Source organism: Candidatus Margulisiibacteriota bacterium (assembly GCA_028715625.1).
Lineage (GTDB): Bacteria > Margulisbacteria > Riflemargulisbacteria > GWF2-35-9 > GWF2-35-9 > JAQURL01.
In genome coordinates this window covers 1-16,965 of record JAQURL010000056.1, presented here as the reverse complement: position 1 = coordinate 16,965, position 16,965 = coordinate 1, and the positions used below count along the sequence as shown (strand labels likewise).

Here is a 16,965-nt window from a genome sequence, read left to right as displayed (position 1 = left end):
CCTGATATAAATAATTGATATTAATTTCCGCAATATCTGAAGGAATAAACAGGATAGCTTCCATATCATCAGCAGACAGGATAATCTTTATTTTATCGATGGTCTCTTTATCCAACATGATTTAACTATTGTACTGCTGAATCTGGTTATTAGGATGTTGATATCTTCTTTCTTACCCGCCTCTGAGTTTAATATGTACCGGGCTGAACTCTGGAATAATGATTTCCGCTACACAGTACTAATTCCAGTATATTCCCCTTTTTCGAAGATTCAAGGGATCAGTTGTATTTTAATTGTTATCGGGAATTTAAAAAGTCGATTATTTCATCCGCATTTTTCTTAACCTCAACTGACATGGTTTGGCCCAGTTCAGTTGATATGGGCTGAATTCCCAAAAATAACACTTCTGCTTTTGTGTCAGCAGCCAATATTCCAGCCAGGGCTTTTAAAGGAAAAATATGTGTAGTCAAGGTTGTCTCAGGGATATAATCCTGCGTAAAAAGACGACATTCACCGGGTTCGCCCTGGAAATAAGCAGCGTCAACGATTATGATCTTTTCAGGATTAAGGTCTGTTGCCTGGTCTATAAAATTTTCAGGCTGCTGACCAGCGTTTATAAGATAAATGTTGTCATTTATGCCGTTGGGGAAAGCTTGAGCTATATAGGGACCCACTCCATCATCAGCACGAAAATCATTGCCGACGGTAATAATGAGAAGTTTGGAATTTTGTTCTGGATTTAATGCGTCTTGAATATCAGTGCTTAACAAACTTTATATCCAAAAAATGCGCCGAACAGGAAATACAAGGGTCATAAGCGCGAACCAGCATTTCCAATGCCAGCGTGATCTCCGCTTCCGTCTTGTTTTCGGCCAGCATTTCCGGCACCAGTTTTTTCATATCATATTCTATGTTGTTACAATTTTGTCCGGTTGGAATTATACAATTTGCATTAAGAATAATACCTTCCTCATTAACATCATAATTATGGAAAAGTATACCCCTGGGGACTTCAACCGCTCCAACTCCATTACCTTTTTGAACTTTGATTTTTTTCTGCTCATTAACACCTACGAGTACTGCCTCGCTATGATTAACACCCTTATTTTTAAAATATTTTATAATCTGAATAGAGTCTTCCAGACTGTGTACACATTCTACAAGCTGAGCTACAGTATTCAAATAAGGATTAGTGCATTTCGGTTTAAACCCCAGCTGATCAGCAAGCTTTTTTGCAGCCGGATGCAGCTTGTCAGCATTCAAATTAAATCTGGATAAAGCCCCGGCAGCATAAGATTCGCGGCTTAATTTAGCGTGTTTGGCACTGGAGTGAGGCACAACAAATTCGTTGGTTATTTTTCTATAATCCTGTTTTTTCATTCTTACCTTATCTGTTGAGCCTATATCGCCCATAAGTAATGGATATTTACTGTCATCACTTACCAACCCGACATACTCAGTGTCTCTTTCAAATTCTGGAAATTTAAGTGTAGCGGCCAGCTCAATGGTAGCTTCTACATCAGGTCTTAAACCCTCAAGCATTTTAAGCGTGGAATCAAGGTCAGCTTCGGATGGCAGCTTGGTAAAGCCTCCAACGATAGCCGAAATAGGATGAACATGTCTGCCAACCAATATGGCACAAACATCATTAGCTACTTTTTTTAATCTTAACGCTCTGCGTACAACGGCATTATGAGAATCTATCAAGGGAACAAAACTTTTTACTCCCAGAAGATCCGGAGCAACCAGCAGATAAATATGCAAAAAATGACTGTCCAGCATTTCGTAATGTAATAGTAATTCTCTGAGTTTTATTGTCTGTTCGGAAGGTACAAACCCGATTGCGTCTTCAGCAGCCTGAATGGAAGCCAAAGTATGTCCGCAAGCACAAATGCCGCATATTCTTGAAGTTATATGTTGCGCTTCAAAAATCGAACGTCCCCGCAACATCCCTTCAAAAAATCTTGGTGATTCCACAATATCCAGCCGACAATTTTCCAGTTTCCCGTTGGTTACATCTACTACAATATTTCCGTGACCTTCAACACGTGTTAAATATTCAACTTTTATATTCATATTCTTAGTGCTCATTTTTAGCCTTCCCCTGAATATCCTTTTCCCGGCAGGTATTATACATTTTTAATTTATTAACTACCAAATCCATATTGATATTATATTTCTGAATTACATCCCTGGCACCGTTTTCATTGGGATTAGTGACCATTCCGCGGCAGCCGTAACAAATATTGCCGTTGTTTATACACCAGGAATTACATCCTGCTCTGGTAACCGGGCCCAAACAGGTAACACCGCGTTCATACACACAAACATTTTCATTGAGTTTGCATTCCGTACATACTGCGTTATCCGGTACATAATAAGGAAGTCCGGCTAAAATTGCTTTAATAACTTTTACAAATTCAGGCGGATAGATTGGACAGCCATGCACAAAATAATCAACTTTTACTACCTGGTGCACAGCCATAACATCTATTGTTGGAAAAAATTTTGCTGAATCTCCATATACATATTTACTAATATCTTCTTTGCTAAAATTATTTTTCATTCCGTTAACACCACCGATAGTAGCGCATGAACCATAGGCAACCAGAATTTTGGAACGTTTTCTGATTTCTTTGATCCTTTCTACGGCGTGTTCTGTAGTAATGCTGCCCTCAATAATGGCCACATCGTATTCCTTGTCCCATTTTTCAGACATTACTTCACGAAATTCCACGACATCAATCGCGCCGAGTAAATCCAGTAACAGTTCGCCGATATTGGCAACCTGCAACTGGCAACCTTCACAGCAGGCGAAATCAAAAAAAGCTACTTTTGGTTTAGCCATTATATTGCCTCCTCTAAAGGCATGATTTTATCATAACTGAAAACCGGTCCGTCCTGACAACAATATAAATTATTTATCTGACAGTGACCGCATTTACCAAGACCGCATTTCATATGTCTTTCCAGAGATACTATGATATGGCTTTCCGGAATCTTCTTGGCCAGCAGTTCCTTTATTACAAATTTATACATAACCGGTGGGCCGACAACTATCCCGTAAGTATGCTGAGGGTAAACATCCACCCCAGGTATTAAAGATGTTATCAAACCTACATTTCCTTGCCATTCAGGATCCGCTTTATCTACAGTACAACTGAAATTGATATCCAGTCTTTTCTGCCAGAGATCAATCTCGTCACCGAACAACATATTCTGCGGTGTTTTGCAGCCGCAGAGAATTGTAACTTTACCGAATTCGCGTCTGTTATCCAGCACGTAATTAATTAACGAACGAAGTGGTACTATTCCCAAGCCGGCAGCGACTATTAAAAGGTCATTGCCTTCCAGGTTGCGCACAGGGAAACCTTTACCAAAGGGACCACGAATCCCTACTTCATCACCAACATGCATTTTATGCAGAGCTTCGGTTACTTTACCGACTTTCCTTACACATAGATCAAAGGAACCTCTTTTGGTTGGAGAAGATGATATGGATATAGGCGCTTCGCCCACACCGAAAATAGACACCTCAACGAATTGTCCGGGATCATGGTTCAAATTTTCATTATCGGCCAATGCTATTTCAAAAAACATTTCAGCCTCGGTCATCTGTTTAACCTTTACTATTTTGCCTTTTTTAATATGATATTCCGACTCGGTTATTGTCAGCTTTTTCTTATCTCTGGTCATTTATGCTCCTTAACAAGTGCTGTTAATGTTTCCTTAAGATTTATTTTAGCCATACAGGCCCTGGAACATCTGCCGCACCCCGTACAGGAATAACGGCTGTATTTATCAACAGAGAATTTAAACTTTCTGTTAAATCTGTGCTTTTGTCTTTGAGTACGGCTCTTGCGAAAACTTTCGCCTCCAGCAACTTTGGCAAAGGGTTCGCTCTGGCAAGAATCCCATGCCCTGTATCTCTTACCGCTTTTCAGGTCCAGATTTAATTCATCTATTACATCAAAACAGTAACACGTGGGGCAAGTGTTGGTGCAATTACCGCAGGCCAGACAACGATTGCCATTATCTTCCCACACCTTGCTCTGCTGACCTTTTTCAAACAAAGCTGGGATATCGGTTATGTCAGCATCAATTTCGTTTTTGAAAATTTTCCTTTTATTGGCCCTGAGTTTGTCGAGTTCGTCCAGCTGAGCATGAGAAGCTTCCTCAAATAATCTGGTTATTTCTATAATATTATCGCCGGCAAGAGTATTTACATGGACTATGAAATAATCTCCCAAATCTGTAAAAAACAAGTCATAACCACCGTTAGGAAGCGCGTTTTCCATTAAATTACAGCTGGCATATTCATCACAATAATCATTACATTCCAGCCCAATAATTGTTATAGAATTTTTGCGTAGCAGATAATTCAAATCTTTGGGTCTGTCCGTAAACACCAGGTTCAGATATTGTATACCGGCTATATCGCAGGTATGAACACCAAAAAGCACTATATCCTGGATCTCAACCACGGCCTCCATATTCTGTCCCTCATGAGTATTGTATTCCAACAGAGTTTCATTTTGCGGCATAAAAAACTTTTTGGGAGGAAGAATTGTCGGTATATATTTAATAGAGATCGGAGCTGCCGAGGTAACTTCTTCAAATACAAAATGTTTCTCACCTTTTTTAACTGGCGCGAAAACTTTCTGTCTCTGGCTGAGCAGATTAATAAAATTATTCAGATGTTCTTTTTTTAAAATCTTGTACTTCATAAAATCTTCTGCAATAACCCCTCAATCAAAAATAATACTCTGAATTATAAACATCAAACTTATTATTGTAAATAAATTGATCGAAGATAATAATAAATTTATTAAAATTATCGGAACGCTAAAGAGCGGTTCTGAAAAACCGGTATCATAAACAGGAAGATCAAACTCTCAGCGAATACGAAACCGTGTTGTTGCTGAGTAGATGCTTGACCGGTATTTTTTTATCCCTGCTGATATCGATTATAAGTTTATCAAAAAAATCAAAAGTTTCTTTGGACATGAGCGGTGAAAAATTTGTTTGATAATTGTTGCCTTCTTCAGGCCAATCCTGTATTTCACCGATACGCAGCACCTGCATGCCTTTATCCCAGACCAGCATATATTTACCGTTATCTTTTATTAAGGGCAGCTTTTGGCTTTCATCATTTTCTATATTCAAATTATTATAAACATAACCCTTTGCGCGCAGAACAAAGACAAGCCCGGCCAAAAGTTTACGCCCGTTACGAAGAGCGCGTAAAACATATTCCGCTTCCGCCCTTAAAAAAAGCACGGTAGTATCTTTACCCTTTACATATTTCTGTATAAGCAGAGCATCATTACCCTGAATATAAATCTTCAGGTTTCTGTATTGTACGGATGTTTCTGTATTGTCCGCTTTTAAATTTCTGTAAAGTTCGCTGCGGGTCAGCATATGATCCGGTACATATTTTTTCATTAATTCCAATATTTTATCGGTTTTTTTTCGGTCTTCCCTGCTTATATAACCGTCTATCTGCCCCAATTCATTTTCATTCATGCTTTTTTACGGTTTAATATCCGGCTATGGCGTAACCATCATGATACCATTAGGCATCATATCATCACTTGGCGGAATATTATTTTTGCGGCTGTATTCTTTGCGCCGACATTCATCCTTTCTACTGCCCTGGCAATAAATTTTGATAAATCCTTTGCAAACAAGCTCTTTTGTAGATTGGTATTTCTTAAAAAAAGGACAATTTTGGAGTTTTTCACATTCTTCCATATTCAGGCCCTCCGCATATTATAATAAAAAATTATATCATTATTAAAAGACATATTACTATGTTTTAAGAACATCTTTTAATTTCGTGTAATTGTGAATTCTGATAATTTTCAACTGAAAATCAGCTTTAGTTCTAATTCCGGAAAAATTGGCGACACCAGGTTCTGTTGTTCTGGCAAAAAAATAATTATTATCAATCAACTGCCCGACAATCGTTTTATTGTACTTGCCAGCAGGGTAACAAAAAGAAACAACCGGTTTGCCGGTTATCTTTTCCAACAGATATTTACTGCGGTATATTTCTTCAGCAGAATCCATTTCGCTGAGAGTCGTAAGATCACGATGAGTCTTGGAATGACTTCCTATTTCCATTCCGCTTTCAGCCATTGTTTTAAGCTGGACGTCATCTAAATGTTTGGCGTCTCCAATATGGGATGTTATTATAAAAAAAACCGCTTTCATTTGAAATTTTTTCAGCTCCAGAAAAGCATCCCAATTATTTGCCGCGCCGTCGTCAAAAGTCAGGATTATAGGTTTGGCGGGTAAGGGTTTATTGTTTTTGTAATGTTCATAAACATCATAAAAAGTTACAGGCTCATAATACTGCTCCTTTAAAAATGTTAAGTGTTCCAGAAACAGTTCGGGAGAGACCGACAAGTCGTGGTACAGCAATGTGTCGGTGCTTAGCGGTAGTCGGATATGATGATACATGAGGATTGGAATTTTCAGTCGAGCGGCCAATGCTGATGTGTTTAGAAATAAAAGTAAAAAAATAAAAAAACGCGATAAATTTTTCATAAGAATAGATTAGCTTAAAGCTAAATTATTGTCATCGGAGATTTAATATGTCATTTCGACCGAAGCGAAGCGTAGTGGAGAAATCTCGAAATCAATAAAACAGGCATTTTCAGATTCCTCCACTACGGTCGGAATGACGAAAATGTCTGTTTCGCAACAGTCTCGAAAATTGAGTAATTGTTTCCACTGACTCTTATAGAATTATCACTCTTTTAAAATGTGGTGCTGAAGCAGATGGCCGGAAGGTCGCTTTCGATGCCGTCTATAAAGGCCGGATAAATAAACCATTTATTATCCAGTTTCTCATTTTTACGTTTGTCCCATACATAATTGCCGATACTTTTACCTAGCAGATAACCCATCCACATATCCGACATCCAGTGATTGTGGCCTGATAAACTGCTGAAACCCAAAAGTCCGCATAAATCTCCCAGCCATTCGTTGCCGATAGCCTTGCCCAAAACTGTGGAAAAAGAAAAATAAATTGTAGCGTGGGATGACGGGAAAGAGGTGTATTCCCCGAATATATCCGACTTGCCGTGAAACCACGAGTAAGGTCCTTCATTTGTCAAAACAGGCCTGGCCCTGCCTACTACATGTTTGATGCTCTGTGCCAGGAAGAGCGCATCGGTAACAGCTTCTCCTGCGCAATATGCGAACCGGGAAAGGGCGTCATCATGCAGAGATTCTCCGGCCATATATGCCCAGAATAAGGAGTTATATAAAAATTTATCACTGATAAAATCCAGGCGCAAACTTCTTACTCGGGCCTCGATCTCGGTATTAAAAAAATTTGTGGAATCCCTGTCGGTCGCGTAAAAAAAAAGGGTCGGGAGAGTCCAGGTTAGAATATTTTGTCTGGACAAAATATTGTCCGGCCTCACAGCTATATCCAGCAAATCATTAACTACGAAATAATTAAATGGAGTAGCGGTATCGGATTGCTGTTTTTTTACAGAACTGAGTTGATTGTTATCTACATTAATAAGCGAGACATGAAATGCCGATGTGCCCGACGCAAAAAGCAAAACCTGCACTAAAATAAAATAAAAAAAAGCAGAGCAATTTTTCAGGTGCATTTGCTAATAGATATACCCTGAAATTTTTTAATCTAAACATTTTCCGGAGAAATAAAAAATCCCACTTCCGTGGGATTTCTCTTTAATAGTTAGAAGAACTGCTGCCCCTCAGGACGAGGGGCAGCCGAATACTCTATCTACTTCTTCTTTGCTTTTTTAGCTACTCTTTTTTCTTTGAGTGACTTTGCTGGTTTCTTCTTAACTTCTTTTTTTACTTCTTTGGCCTTAACCATTTTTCCCTCCCTTTTTTTTTATGAATATTGATTTGCGATTCTTTAAAAAAAATTCGTTCTCAATATTCTATTTAGGTATATATTAAAGTGTATTGAAATATAAATAAATTTCAAGGGGGGAATATCAAATAATTGATGTTTTTTTAATGTTTTTTTGCACTATTCTCAGAACTTCAAACCAGCCAATACTAAGCAGGCCGGCCAATAGAGAAACAAAAACATCATCAATATGCATAAAAGAAAAATGAAAAATATTTTGTAATAACGGTACATATAAAATACAAAACAAAAATAAAATCGCTCCGGAAAATACAAATACAAGTGATTTGTTCGGTGTAAAAATTGAAGATATTATAGACCTGTTCCAGGTACGATTTGTAAGAATTAAACTGAGATTAGCTATTATCAGTGTAATAAACGCTATTGTTCTGGCCTCCTTTTCGCTGTAGCCATTGATCAGAGACATTCTAAAAATAAAAGTAACGGTACAAAGCGCAAAAAGTCCTTGCAACAGGCTTAAGAAAAGTAATTTACGACTGAATAACGGCGCATGTGAATCACGCGGCGGTCTTTGCATAATATTTTTTTCTTCAGGTTCAGATTCAAAAACAACAGAACAGGCAGGATCAATAATAAGCTCTAAAAAAACAATATGCACAGGATATAGCAGAATGGGCCAGCCTAAAATCACAGGCAATATCGCAATTCCTGCAATTGGAATATGTACGCAGATAATATAGCTCATGGCTTTCCTTAAATTATCAAAAATACGTCGTCCCATTCTGATCGCTGCTACAATTGAGGAAAAATCGTCATTTAAAAGGACCAGGTCCGAAGCTTCTCTGGCAACATCTGTTCCGCGTTCACCCATAGCAATACCGATATGAGCCGATTTTAAAGCCGGAGCATCGTTAACTCCGTCTCCGGTCATGCCCACTACCTGCTTGCCGGATTTAAGAGCGTTTACAATACGCAGCTTCTGCTCAGGAACAACTCTGGCAAAAATACTCACAGTTTTTACTTTTTCCTGAAACAGCCCATCACTCATATTATCAAGTTCCGGGCCGGTAATAATCTGATCACTGTTCTTAAGTCCGATCTGCTCCGCGATATTGCGGGCAGTCGCCGGATAATCCCCGGTGATCATTATTACTCTGATACCAGCCTGATAACAAGTTTCCACCGCTCCCGGGACTGTATCACGAATCGGGTCCTGCCAGCCTATCAATCCAATGAAAATAAATTCAAAATCATGCTGTGATCTGGGCAAATTATCATCCTTGCAGATGGCCTTGGCTACTCCAAGAATTCTTAAACCCTGGTCAGCCAGCTCTTCAACTTTTTTATTTATACTTTTTTGTTTTTGCACAGAAAGATGACAAAGGTCCATGATTGCTTCCGGTGCTCCTTTGGCCGCAATAATATAGGTTTGTTTGTCCTTAATTTTCCAGGCGTGAGATAAAGCCAGCAACTCGTGTGACAGAGGGTATTCCTGAATTAACGGCCAATCGGCATGCAAATGTTCGGTTGTCTGCAAAGTAATAGTACCCAATTCATTAAGAGCTTTTTCCATAGGATCAAACGGGTCTTTTTTGCTGGCCAGAATTCCATACTCAATCAGCTCATGATAAGCCTCAGGTAAATCAATTTTTTTATCCCAGACTATTTTGTGAACATCATTTCCGTTCACAAGTGCTGCAATACGCATTTTATTCTGAGTAAGCGTACCTGTTTTATCCGCGCACAATACAGTTGCTGCGCCTAAAGTTTCTACAGCCGATACTTTACGGGTAAGCACCTTGTTTTTGGAAATCCGCCAGGCTCCAAGTGCCAAAAAAATTGTAAGAACTACAGGAAATTCTTCGGGAAGCATAGCCATAGCCAGCGATATCCCCGCAAGAATACCATTCAGCCAGTCACCGTGCCTTAGCCCGTTAACCAAAACCAGAGTCAGGCTGAGTATAACCGCAAAAATAAAAATATATTTTACAATCCTGCCGGTTTCCAACTGTAAAGGAGTTTTTGTTTCCTGAATAGTTTGCAAACTTTTACCGATTTTCCCTATTTCGGTATATGGTCCGGTAGCCACAACTTTAGCAATACCCTGACCGCCAACTACCAATGTTCCGGAATATACAACCGGCAGGTCATGACCACCAGGCCTCAAATCCCTGCAGTCAATATTCTGTTCTTCAGCTTTTTTCCTTACAGGGGCAGCTTCGCCTGTCAAAAGCGATTCGTCAACGCTCAGGTTCATCTGCCAGATAATTCGCGCGTCAGCCGGCACCCTGTCACCCTCGCGCAATATCATTACATCATCCACAACTACATCCCGACCGGCAATTCTTTTCTGGTCCCCTTCACGAATTACCAAAGCTCTGGGACTGGATAAATCGCGTAAGGCTTCCAAAGCATGTTCGGTTTTATTTTCCTGATAAATTGTAATACTCATAATTACAAATACAAAAAAAAGCAGTAATAAGGCCTCGCCGGTGTCTCCCAGCAAAAGATAAATAAAGCCGCCGGCGATAAGCAGCATAAACATGGGCTCTTTAATAACGTCCAAAATAATACCCAGGATGTTTCTTTTTTTTGAAGTAGGCAGTTCATTAAAGCCGAATTTCTGCAGCCTCACGGCTACTTCTTTCGTGCTCAGACCTTTAATGTTTTTGATGTCAGTTTCGTTCATGAAAAACTCCAAGGAAACCTGATCTTCCTTGAATAAATTTATTAAAATTTCCTAGAACTGTCAAAGGAAATCTTTCCAGGCTAACTTTATGGACCTGAGACCAAGAGAAATTATCGGTTTTGAACAGGAAATATTTTCCAACAGGCTGATTAACCCAAAATAATTCGAAATATTCGTTAATTTTTTCGATATATTTACATGTTCAAAAAAATAATTTCTGCTAATAATCCTGATCAGTTGCTCAGGAATAATCTGGAAAAACTTTCTGCCAAATATATTGAACTGGCAAGAATACAAACATATCCATGCGACCAAAATAATTTTGTATATATTGGGAAAAATGAATGTCAGCTAACCAGCGCGATAGTCAGTCTTTTTCTGGAATTAACTAATAACACCGGCTTGAACATTTACTATGAAGACCATGTTTTTGTTCAGGTACTACAGACAGACGGGGTTTATTATTTTGACATGACTTACAAACAATATCTGATAGACTCTTTACTGTTAAGCAAATATTATGTTTTAACAAATCAGAGTACCGACGATTATTACGACAATTACGGGCCTCCTTATCCATCAGACAAACAAATAGTAATATTAAAAAATTACGTAAACAGTATTAATACTTTGCCATCATTTCTGTTTATGAAAAAAAATGCTTTCTTTGAATATCTTAATGTTCAAAGAATAGCTTATAATGATTTTTTAAAAAAATTATCTCCGGATTATTTCAAAAATCTCCTCAAACCGTTTACCAAAAAATCACTCATCAGCAGATTTTTAAACAGCGACAAAAATGTCAAATCACTGCAAACAGATATTGTTAATTTAAGATCATTTATCAAATTTTACCAGAACAAACCTCTAAAACCTGATGATTATCAAACTTTAACTAACTATGGTTCAGTGGCGCTTTTAAAATTATTACCGGTTATATTTTTGGAAATCACGGGGATCAATTGTGAGTTTTAAATTAATAGCCGAAACACCAAATTTTATTTACAACAAAATTAAACTTTTCAATACCTCCTATCTTCTCCGTGCCTGGATCGAAGATAATAAAGAAAAATCCATCCTTTATGTAATGAGCGATAAAGTTACCGGACAGATTACCGCCAATGACATGATGATTTTATATGATGAAAAGGAAAAAGCCATAAAAGTGCAGACCTTTTATCCCAATTTGCATACTAAACCAAACTCTAAAGGTCTTTCCGCTGCCTGCTTTTATATATTATTGCATCATTTCGCCGAATATTTTAACTATCCTGCAGGAACAAAAATATGGGCAGTAATGACCGAGGGAGACAAGGCGTTTGAAAAATTTTACAGCAAACTGCGCGATTTCAAATTTATTGAAATCGATGGAGATATTTATGGTGAGTTCCCGGGTTTAAAATTGCAACAGCTAATTGAAATTCACAGGTTTTAGATTTTCAGCCGCAGTATCCTTCGGTTAATCCTTTTTTTACTAAAGCTCTGAATGTTTCCAGCAAATAAATCCCTCCTCTGGTCAATTGCAGAGGAAATTTGAAGTGATAATTAAGCGCTTTTTCCATACTTGTTAATTCAAGAGCCTTAAGCTGCTCTGGAGGTATAAGGCTATATTTTTCTTTTATTTTTCTGTCCCGCAATTTCTGCAAGTCAGTAAAAGAAACTCCCTTGCCACTACTTAAAGCCATAACCAGCCACAAATTTTCATCTTTTACCGGTGCAGTACCGTCATAAAAAAAAGATACACCAAAATCTATCAACCGCAACCTGTCTGCTTTTTTATCGTACCTTAGATGACGGGCGAAACTGTCTGCATAAATAATATTTTCATTATGCAGTTCCTTTAATAAACTGCCGGCCATTTTCCCTATTTTAAAAGGAGCCAAACCCGGCAGCGCAACGTCGCCTAAAAAATCTTCCACAATTTCAATGCCCGGCCCATACTGCTTTGGTCCAAAACCTTTTTCAGCTGCCATACCTGTTATTTTGCGCTCATCCCTGCCCTGATATTTTTTTATTAAAAACATTCTGTGACCACAGGATATAAAATCAATATGCCCGCGTTCAGCTCCGAAATGATACACGCCAACTTTAATGTTTTCTACTGACTCAGTCCTTAAAATCTGATATAAACCTTCATAGTAATAGCGCATGCCGAGTAAAAGATATTTGGAGTTGTTTACCAGTTTTGTTGCCAGTTCCAGGCCCGCCTCATTAATCAGATTCTCGGCCAGCATGCATAAATCAGTATAACCGGGAGACAAATTAAAAGATAAATATTTGTTAGGATTACCAGCTATTAGCTGATTTACCCGCTTGATTTCGGTTACTGTAAGGGTCTCTTCATTATCGAAAAGTTTTTTTCCAATGGCAACAACTTTTTTGTTCACAGTTTAGTGTTGCCCGGTTTTTGAAAACTCTAAACCTGAATTTTCCTTTTAACGAAATCCTATAGGAAAACTTATAACTGCTCTTACTTTATATGGTGTATCATTTATATTTTCATAATGAAATTCAGCATTATACTGTCGCAAACATCTTGCGGCTACATTGGTGCTGGTAGCTGCGAACCTTCCGTCTTCTGCAAGTTCCTGTCCATTTAGTATCTGAAGAATAGTTTCATTGACGAAGTCCAGCTTGGCCCCGGGTATTTGCGCGCCTCCATGTTCAATAAATAAAAACTGTCGGTCACCTTCCTGCGAAGCTTTTATCAATACTCTTTGTTCAGCCCTGTAATCAAAATCCTCGCCTATAGAATAGAAAGCATATTCCAGTGATAACTTATCCCGCACACCTCTCACTTTGGGTCCGGTAAAAACGTCATTAAAGGTATACAAATCCGGCAGTAATCGCACGGATTTGTCAAATTCCAGGGGAGCTGAAGTAATTCTATCCTGATAAGCAAAAACATATACCAGAATATCACCGAGCGAAACTCTTCTTTTTGGTGAAAAAGAAAATACCACAGGATTTAAACCGATTATTTTAGTTTGCATTAATGACTCTAAAGTTAGTTATTAAACCTGTTCCTGGCCAGCAATTTTTTTCCATATTCAAATAAAAACCAGTTTATATCTATAATCGCTCCCAGAGAGAAGCCGCATACTACTCCAAAAGTTCTCATCATATTGGATAATGTTTTGGAAAAGGAAGGATCTGTCAGTAGCTGGTCCGCGACAATATATCCCAAAATACTGCCTACAGTTGGAGCTATTGCCAGTTTTATTTTGGTCCTTCGACTGAAATTAAAAAAATCATCTTTGATAGCTATTACTTTATTTTGCATGATTGTCTCCTTTTAATACCTCTTAATACTATATATATCGAAAGATAACTATTAAAAATCACTTCTTTGGTAAGTTGTTAAATATTTAATCCTTTTTTTAATTCTTTAATCAGGTCCTGTAAGATTCCGGCTTCTTCTTTTATCAGATGCAAATCTTTATTTTCAAAAAAATCCTTTTCAATACTTATCAGAAAATTTTCAAGATACATACAATACCGGGCAATTGAGCCTAATAATTCAGAGACAAATTCCCGGCCTTTCTTTTGTACCACCTCACCTAACTGGTCAGGATTTCCCAGCATTTTTGTAAGCTCAGATATCGAATGGGTCAGTTTTTCTATATTCTCATTTTGTTTTTTATAAATACCATTCTGAAAATTTTGACGTGAAAAAATTTTAAAATTTAAAGAAATCCCTATATAGGTTTGCATAATAAAATAATATTGGTAATGAAATGACTTCTCAGCAAAACTATCGTTAATTATTTTATATAACACCGGTCGCCTCTTTAATTTTACTAATTAATATATCGGAGAGTTGTTGGAAATATCCCTTGCTGTGCTTTAAATTTTTTCAAGCCAGTCTTTGGAGATACTTATAACCTTCAAACGATTGAGCAGCCCTACTTTATTGTCGCCGGCGCAATAGGACAAAATAACTTTATCTTTTAAAAACAAAATCGATGTATAGCAATACCATCCGGAAAGGTTATTTTCAATTATTTTGCTTTTACTCCAGGATTTCGCGTTATTTTTTGATAAGGCAACACATAAAGGAGCCCTTCGATTCTTTATAAAGGGATGCGTGCCGGAATGATCATTATAAATCAGGAACAATTCCTTGCTCCAGGGTACACATTTGATCGAAGCCGGAGAAAGCGGGGAAATTATTGCTGAAGGTTGGGCTTCGCTCCAGGTTTGTCCGCCATCACTGGATATCGATTCAAACTGACAACCCGCATCTGTACGCATCCACATATAAACCTTGCCATCCGACAATTCAACTAACCCGGGTTCCTGAAAACCGCTGGGTATGGCATAGGAGGCAATAAGTCCCTGCTTGCCCTGCTGCCAGGTATTACCTTTGTCATCGGAATAAAAACATAAAGCTATGGCGTGTGGGTCCCAAGTATCATATGTGGCATCCTGACAATAATGATAAGCGGTGGGGACCAGTATCCTGCCTGATGACAACTGGATAACCCGGTCATTATTTATAACGTGGTAACCATCATGCGGAGTGGCGCAGACCCTAGGCCCCAGAGTTTTTAAATTATCAGTGGAGATTCTGGCATAGAGTTTGCAGTCGTTTAAACTGTTTTTCAGAACGTAGAAAAAAAGTATTTCACCTGTGGCTAGCTTTAAAAGACTTACGGACATTACATTGGCAGTGCCTTCTCTTTCGATAACAACTTCTTCCTCGCTCCAGGTCTTTCCCTGATCGTCTGAGTAACAGGCTACAATTTCCGCCGGGGCGTTATCGTCATCCTCATCCTTGAACCGGGTATAAGCGAAAAAAATCCTGCCGTTGTCCAGTTGCAGCATGGAACCTTCCGAATACCTTGAATACTCCCGATTTGGTTCTTTGATGAGTAATGTTTTCATGTTCGATTATTAACAGACCGGATTATAGTTCACCGGTACGGATTTTATTTCGAAGCTCTTTTTGCTTTTCTGTCAGTACCATTTGAGTAAAAATATTAATTTCTTCCAGCCAGAGCAGTTTATCCTCAGCGCTGACTTTCATATATTCTCTGATCTTTGAGTCCTCCAAAGAATAAATAAATTTATTTTTAGTCATCAACCCCTCCGCTTTTTTTTATCTTTTTTAACATTCTAATATCGCTTAAATCCTGCTCTCTGCCTGAATTACTTTTTATTTTTATCAAATCATCAATATGGGCTAGATATATCTCGATACTATCAATTTTTATTGTTTTTTTCTTTTTAGAGAGACGCTCATATATCAATGGAGAAAATATTACCACATCAATTACTTTATAACTGGATTTTTTATTAAAAAAACTGAATGCTTTCATGTTTCTGATGGAAATCCAATCCCTTAGGATTTTTTTATCATTAAGCTTTAAAGGGTCTTCATTCACTGTCGGCTGGTACCCCAACTTTTTCATCACAGCAACAAATTTATCAAGATTTTTTTTGCTTAAAGAAATAATTATATCAATATCCTGCGTTGCTCGTGGTACCCCATAAAGATTTACAGCAAGTCCTCCAACAATTACATATTCAATCCCGTGTTTGTAAAATTCAGTCAATTCCTCAACATAATACATCTTATAAATAATTTTACCTTATACACAATAAAATACAAGCGATTTAGGTTACGGGCTACTATTTCCTGAGCAGCTTTCCTTCAACGAAGTCCATTTTATCTATCGCTTCAAGGGAATAATTATAATACCAGGGAATATATTGCCGATTATAAAGACGCGCTGTAATCCCGCGTTTCAACCAGCTGCGCAATGGAGACGGAGTTCGAAATGGGTCTGGCGCGTAATCGGGATTATTTACCAGCCGAAAATAAGAACGTAGAATATAATGATATAAGTCTGCTTTTTTGCCACATAATTGATTATCCAGAACCATTTGTAAGGGTCTTAAAAGCTCGTAAGCCATGTAAGGCTGGAACGCTGTATTCTTGAAATCATAAGTCAAAATGCGCAGTTCTAAAAATTTTTCTATTGCTTCCAACCTGGTTAGGCCTAGTTTTTGCTTCAAAGTATCGATCAATTGATCCTCATCTTTTTGTTCCAGGATTTCCTGCCCGAACTTTTCCACAAGCATCTGTACAAATAAACTCAGGTCATGATAATGCGGGTAGCGCGGACAAAAGGTATTATAAAATTCTTGTTTGCCCGTAAATTTAGCGCCTAGCCGGTCTAGCCCCAAAAGTTCCGAGAAATCCGGATTATTCAGAACCAGGGTTTCAAAATCACATTCAGCTTTGTAGTCGGCTAAACCCAGCCGAACAAAATAACGGAATATATCCTCAAAACCATTTACCGAAGTTGTAGGACTATGCATTTGATGCATGGTTACCAGGCAGATTTCCAGAGGAGATAAACCGCTGTTAATAAATAGCAAATTAGTCTTAGTATCCAGCTTTATC

20 protein-coding genes are annotated in these 16,965 nt (G+C 38.1%); 2 read left to right on the top strand and 18 right to left on the bottom strand.

Features of this window, described 5'->3' with window-relative positions; genetic code table 11:
- Positions 1-296: 296 nt before the first annotated feature.
- From hycI to PHV30_09005, 10 genes are all read right to left on the bottom strand, one after another.
- A complete protein-coding gene (hycI, locus tag PHV30_09050) occupies positions 297-770 on the bottom strand; it encodes a hydrogenase maturation peptidase HycI (GenBank protein ID MDD5457166.1) in 474 nt (157 codons plus the stop codon).
- On the bottom strand, positions 757-2,091 hold the full coding sequence (locus tag PHV30_09045) for a Ni/Fe hydrogenase subunit alpha (protein ID MDD5457165.1): 1,335 nt from the start codon (positions 2,089-2,091) through the stop codon (positions 757-759). Before PHV30_09045 ends, hycI begins: the two co-directional genes overlap by 14 nt.
- Positions 2,081-2,848 (bottom strand): cytochrome B, encoded by a 768-nt coding sequence (locus PHV30_09040; protein MDD5457164.1) that lies wholly within the window; start codon positions 2,846-2,848, stop codon positions 2,081-2,083. Before PHV30_09040 ends, PHV30_09045 begins: the two co-directional genes overlap by 11 nt.
- Complete coding sequence (locus PHV30_09035; protein ID MDD5457163.1) at positions 2,848-3,696, bottom strand: FAD/NAD(P)-binding protein; 849 nt, start codon at positions 3,694-3,696, stop codon at positions 2,848-2,850. Before PHV30_09035 ends, PHV30_09040 begins: the two co-directional genes overlap by 1 nt.
- The gene (locus tag PHV30_09030; protein MDD5457162.1) at positions 3,693-4,727 is read right to left on the bottom strand and encodes a 4Fe-4S dicluster domain-containing protein; all 1,035 of its coding nucleotides are present in this window, start codon (positions 4,725-4,727) and stop codon (positions 3,693-3,695) included. Before PHV30_09030 ends, PHV30_09035 begins: the two co-directional genes overlap by 4 nt.
- Before the next feature lie 160 nt (positions 4,728-4,887).
- On the bottom strand, positions 4,888-5,526 hold the full coding sequence (locus PHV30_09025) for a hypothetical protein (protein ID MDD5457161.1): 639 nt from the start codon (positions 5,524-5,526) through the stop codon (positions 4,888-4,890).
- Between the two features lie 24 nt (positions 5,527-5,550).
- Positions 5,551-5,754, bottom strand: coding sequence for a hypothetical protein (locus PHV30_09020; protein ID MDD5457160.1), 204 nt, complete (start codon positions 5,752-5,754; stop codon positions 5,551-5,553).
- 57 nt (positions 5,755-5,811) lie between these two features.
- On the bottom strand, positions 5,812-6,552 hold the full coding sequence (locus tag PHV30_09015; protein ID MDD5457159.1) for a polysaccharide deacetylase family protein: 741 nt from the start codon (positions 6,550-6,552) through the stop codon (positions 5,812-5,814).
- Between the two features lie 212 nt (positions 6,553-6,764).
- Entirely contained in the window at positions 6,765-7,631 is an 867-nt protein-coding gene (locus PHV30_09010) for a phosphatase PAP2 family protein (protein MDD5457158.1), read from the bottom strand.
- A gap of 357 nt (positions 7,632-7,988) precedes the next feature.
- Complete coding sequence (locus PHV30_09005; GenBank protein ID MDD5457157.1) at positions 7,989-10,565, bottom strand: cation-translocating P-type ATPase; 2,577 nt, start codon at positions 10,563-10,565, stop codon at positions 7,989-7,991.
- A 186-nt stretch (positions 10,566-10,751) separates the two neighbouring features.
- Between PHV30_09005 and PHV30_09000 the strand changes: the two genes are divergently transcribed.
- Both PHV30_09000 and PHV30_08995 read left to right on the top strand, forming a co-directional pair.
- On the top strand, positions 10,752-11,528 hold the full coding sequence (locus PHV30_09000; GenBank protein ID MDD5457156.1) for a hypothetical protein: 777 nt from the start codon (positions 10,752-10,754) through the stop codon (positions 11,526-11,528).
- Positions 11,518-11,988, top strand: a complete 471-nt coding sequence (locus tag PHV30_08995) for a hypothetical protein (protein ID MDD5457155.1) — start codon at positions 11,518-11,520, stop codon at positions 11,986-11,988. Before PHV30_09000 ends, PHV30_08995 begins: the two co-directional genes overlap by 11 nt.
- Positions 11,989-11,992: 4 nt before the next feature.
- Here the strand turns inward: PHV30_08995 and PHV30_08990 are convergent, their stop codons facing one another.
- The 8 genes from PHV30_08990 to PHV30_08955 form a co-directional block, all read right to left on the bottom strand.
- Positions 11,993-12,940, bottom strand: coding sequence for a hypothetical protein (locus tag PHV30_08990; protein MDD5457154.1), 948 nt, complete (start codon positions 12,938-12,940; stop codon positions 11,993-11,995).
- A 48-nt stretch (positions 12,941-12,988) separates the two neighbouring features.
- Positions 12,989-13,546, bottom strand: a complete 558-nt coding sequence (locus PHV30_08985) for a hypothetical protein (GenBank protein ID MDD5457153.1) — start codon at positions 13,544-13,546, stop codon at positions 12,989-12,991.
- Positions 13,547-13,560: 14 nt separating this feature from the next.
- Positions 13,561-13,836 carry a hypothetical protein gene (locus PHV30_08980; protein ID MDD5457152.1) on the bottom strand — a complete coding sequence of 92 codons (276 nt, stop codon included), beginning with the start codon at positions 13,834-13,836 and terminating at the stop codon, positions 13,561-13,563.
- 77 nt (positions 13,837-13,913) lie between these two features.
- Entirely contained in the window at positions 13,914-14,333 is a 420-nt protein-coding gene (locus PHV30_08975; GenBank protein ID MDD5457151.1) for a hypothetical protein, read from the bottom strand.
- Positions 14,334-14,399: 66 nt separating this feature from the next.
- Positions 14,400-15,440: a sialidase family protein gene (locus tag PHV30_08970; protein MDD5457150.1), complete on the bottom strand. Its 1,041-nt coding sequence runs from the start codon at positions 15,438-15,440 to the stop codon at positions 14,400-14,402.
- 22 nt (positions 15,441-15,462) lie between these two features.
- A complete protein-coding gene (locus PHV30_08965; protein ID MDD5457149.1) occupies positions 15,463-15,636 on the bottom strand; it encodes a hypothetical protein in 174 nt (57 codons plus the stop codon).
- Positions 15,629-16,129, bottom strand: a complete 501-nt coding sequence (locus PHV30_08960; GenBank protein ID MDD5457148.1) for a hypothetical protein — start codon at positions 16,127-16,129, stop codon at positions 15,629-15,631. The genes PHV30_08965 and PHV30_08960 overlap by 8 nt, the downstream gene beginning before the upstream one ends.
- Before the next feature lie 58 nt (positions 16,130-16,187).
- Positions 16,188-16,965, bottom strand: a 778-nt coding sequence (locus tag PHV30_08955) for a hypothetical protein (protein ID MDD5457147.1), incomplete at its 5' end; no start/stop codon positions are given.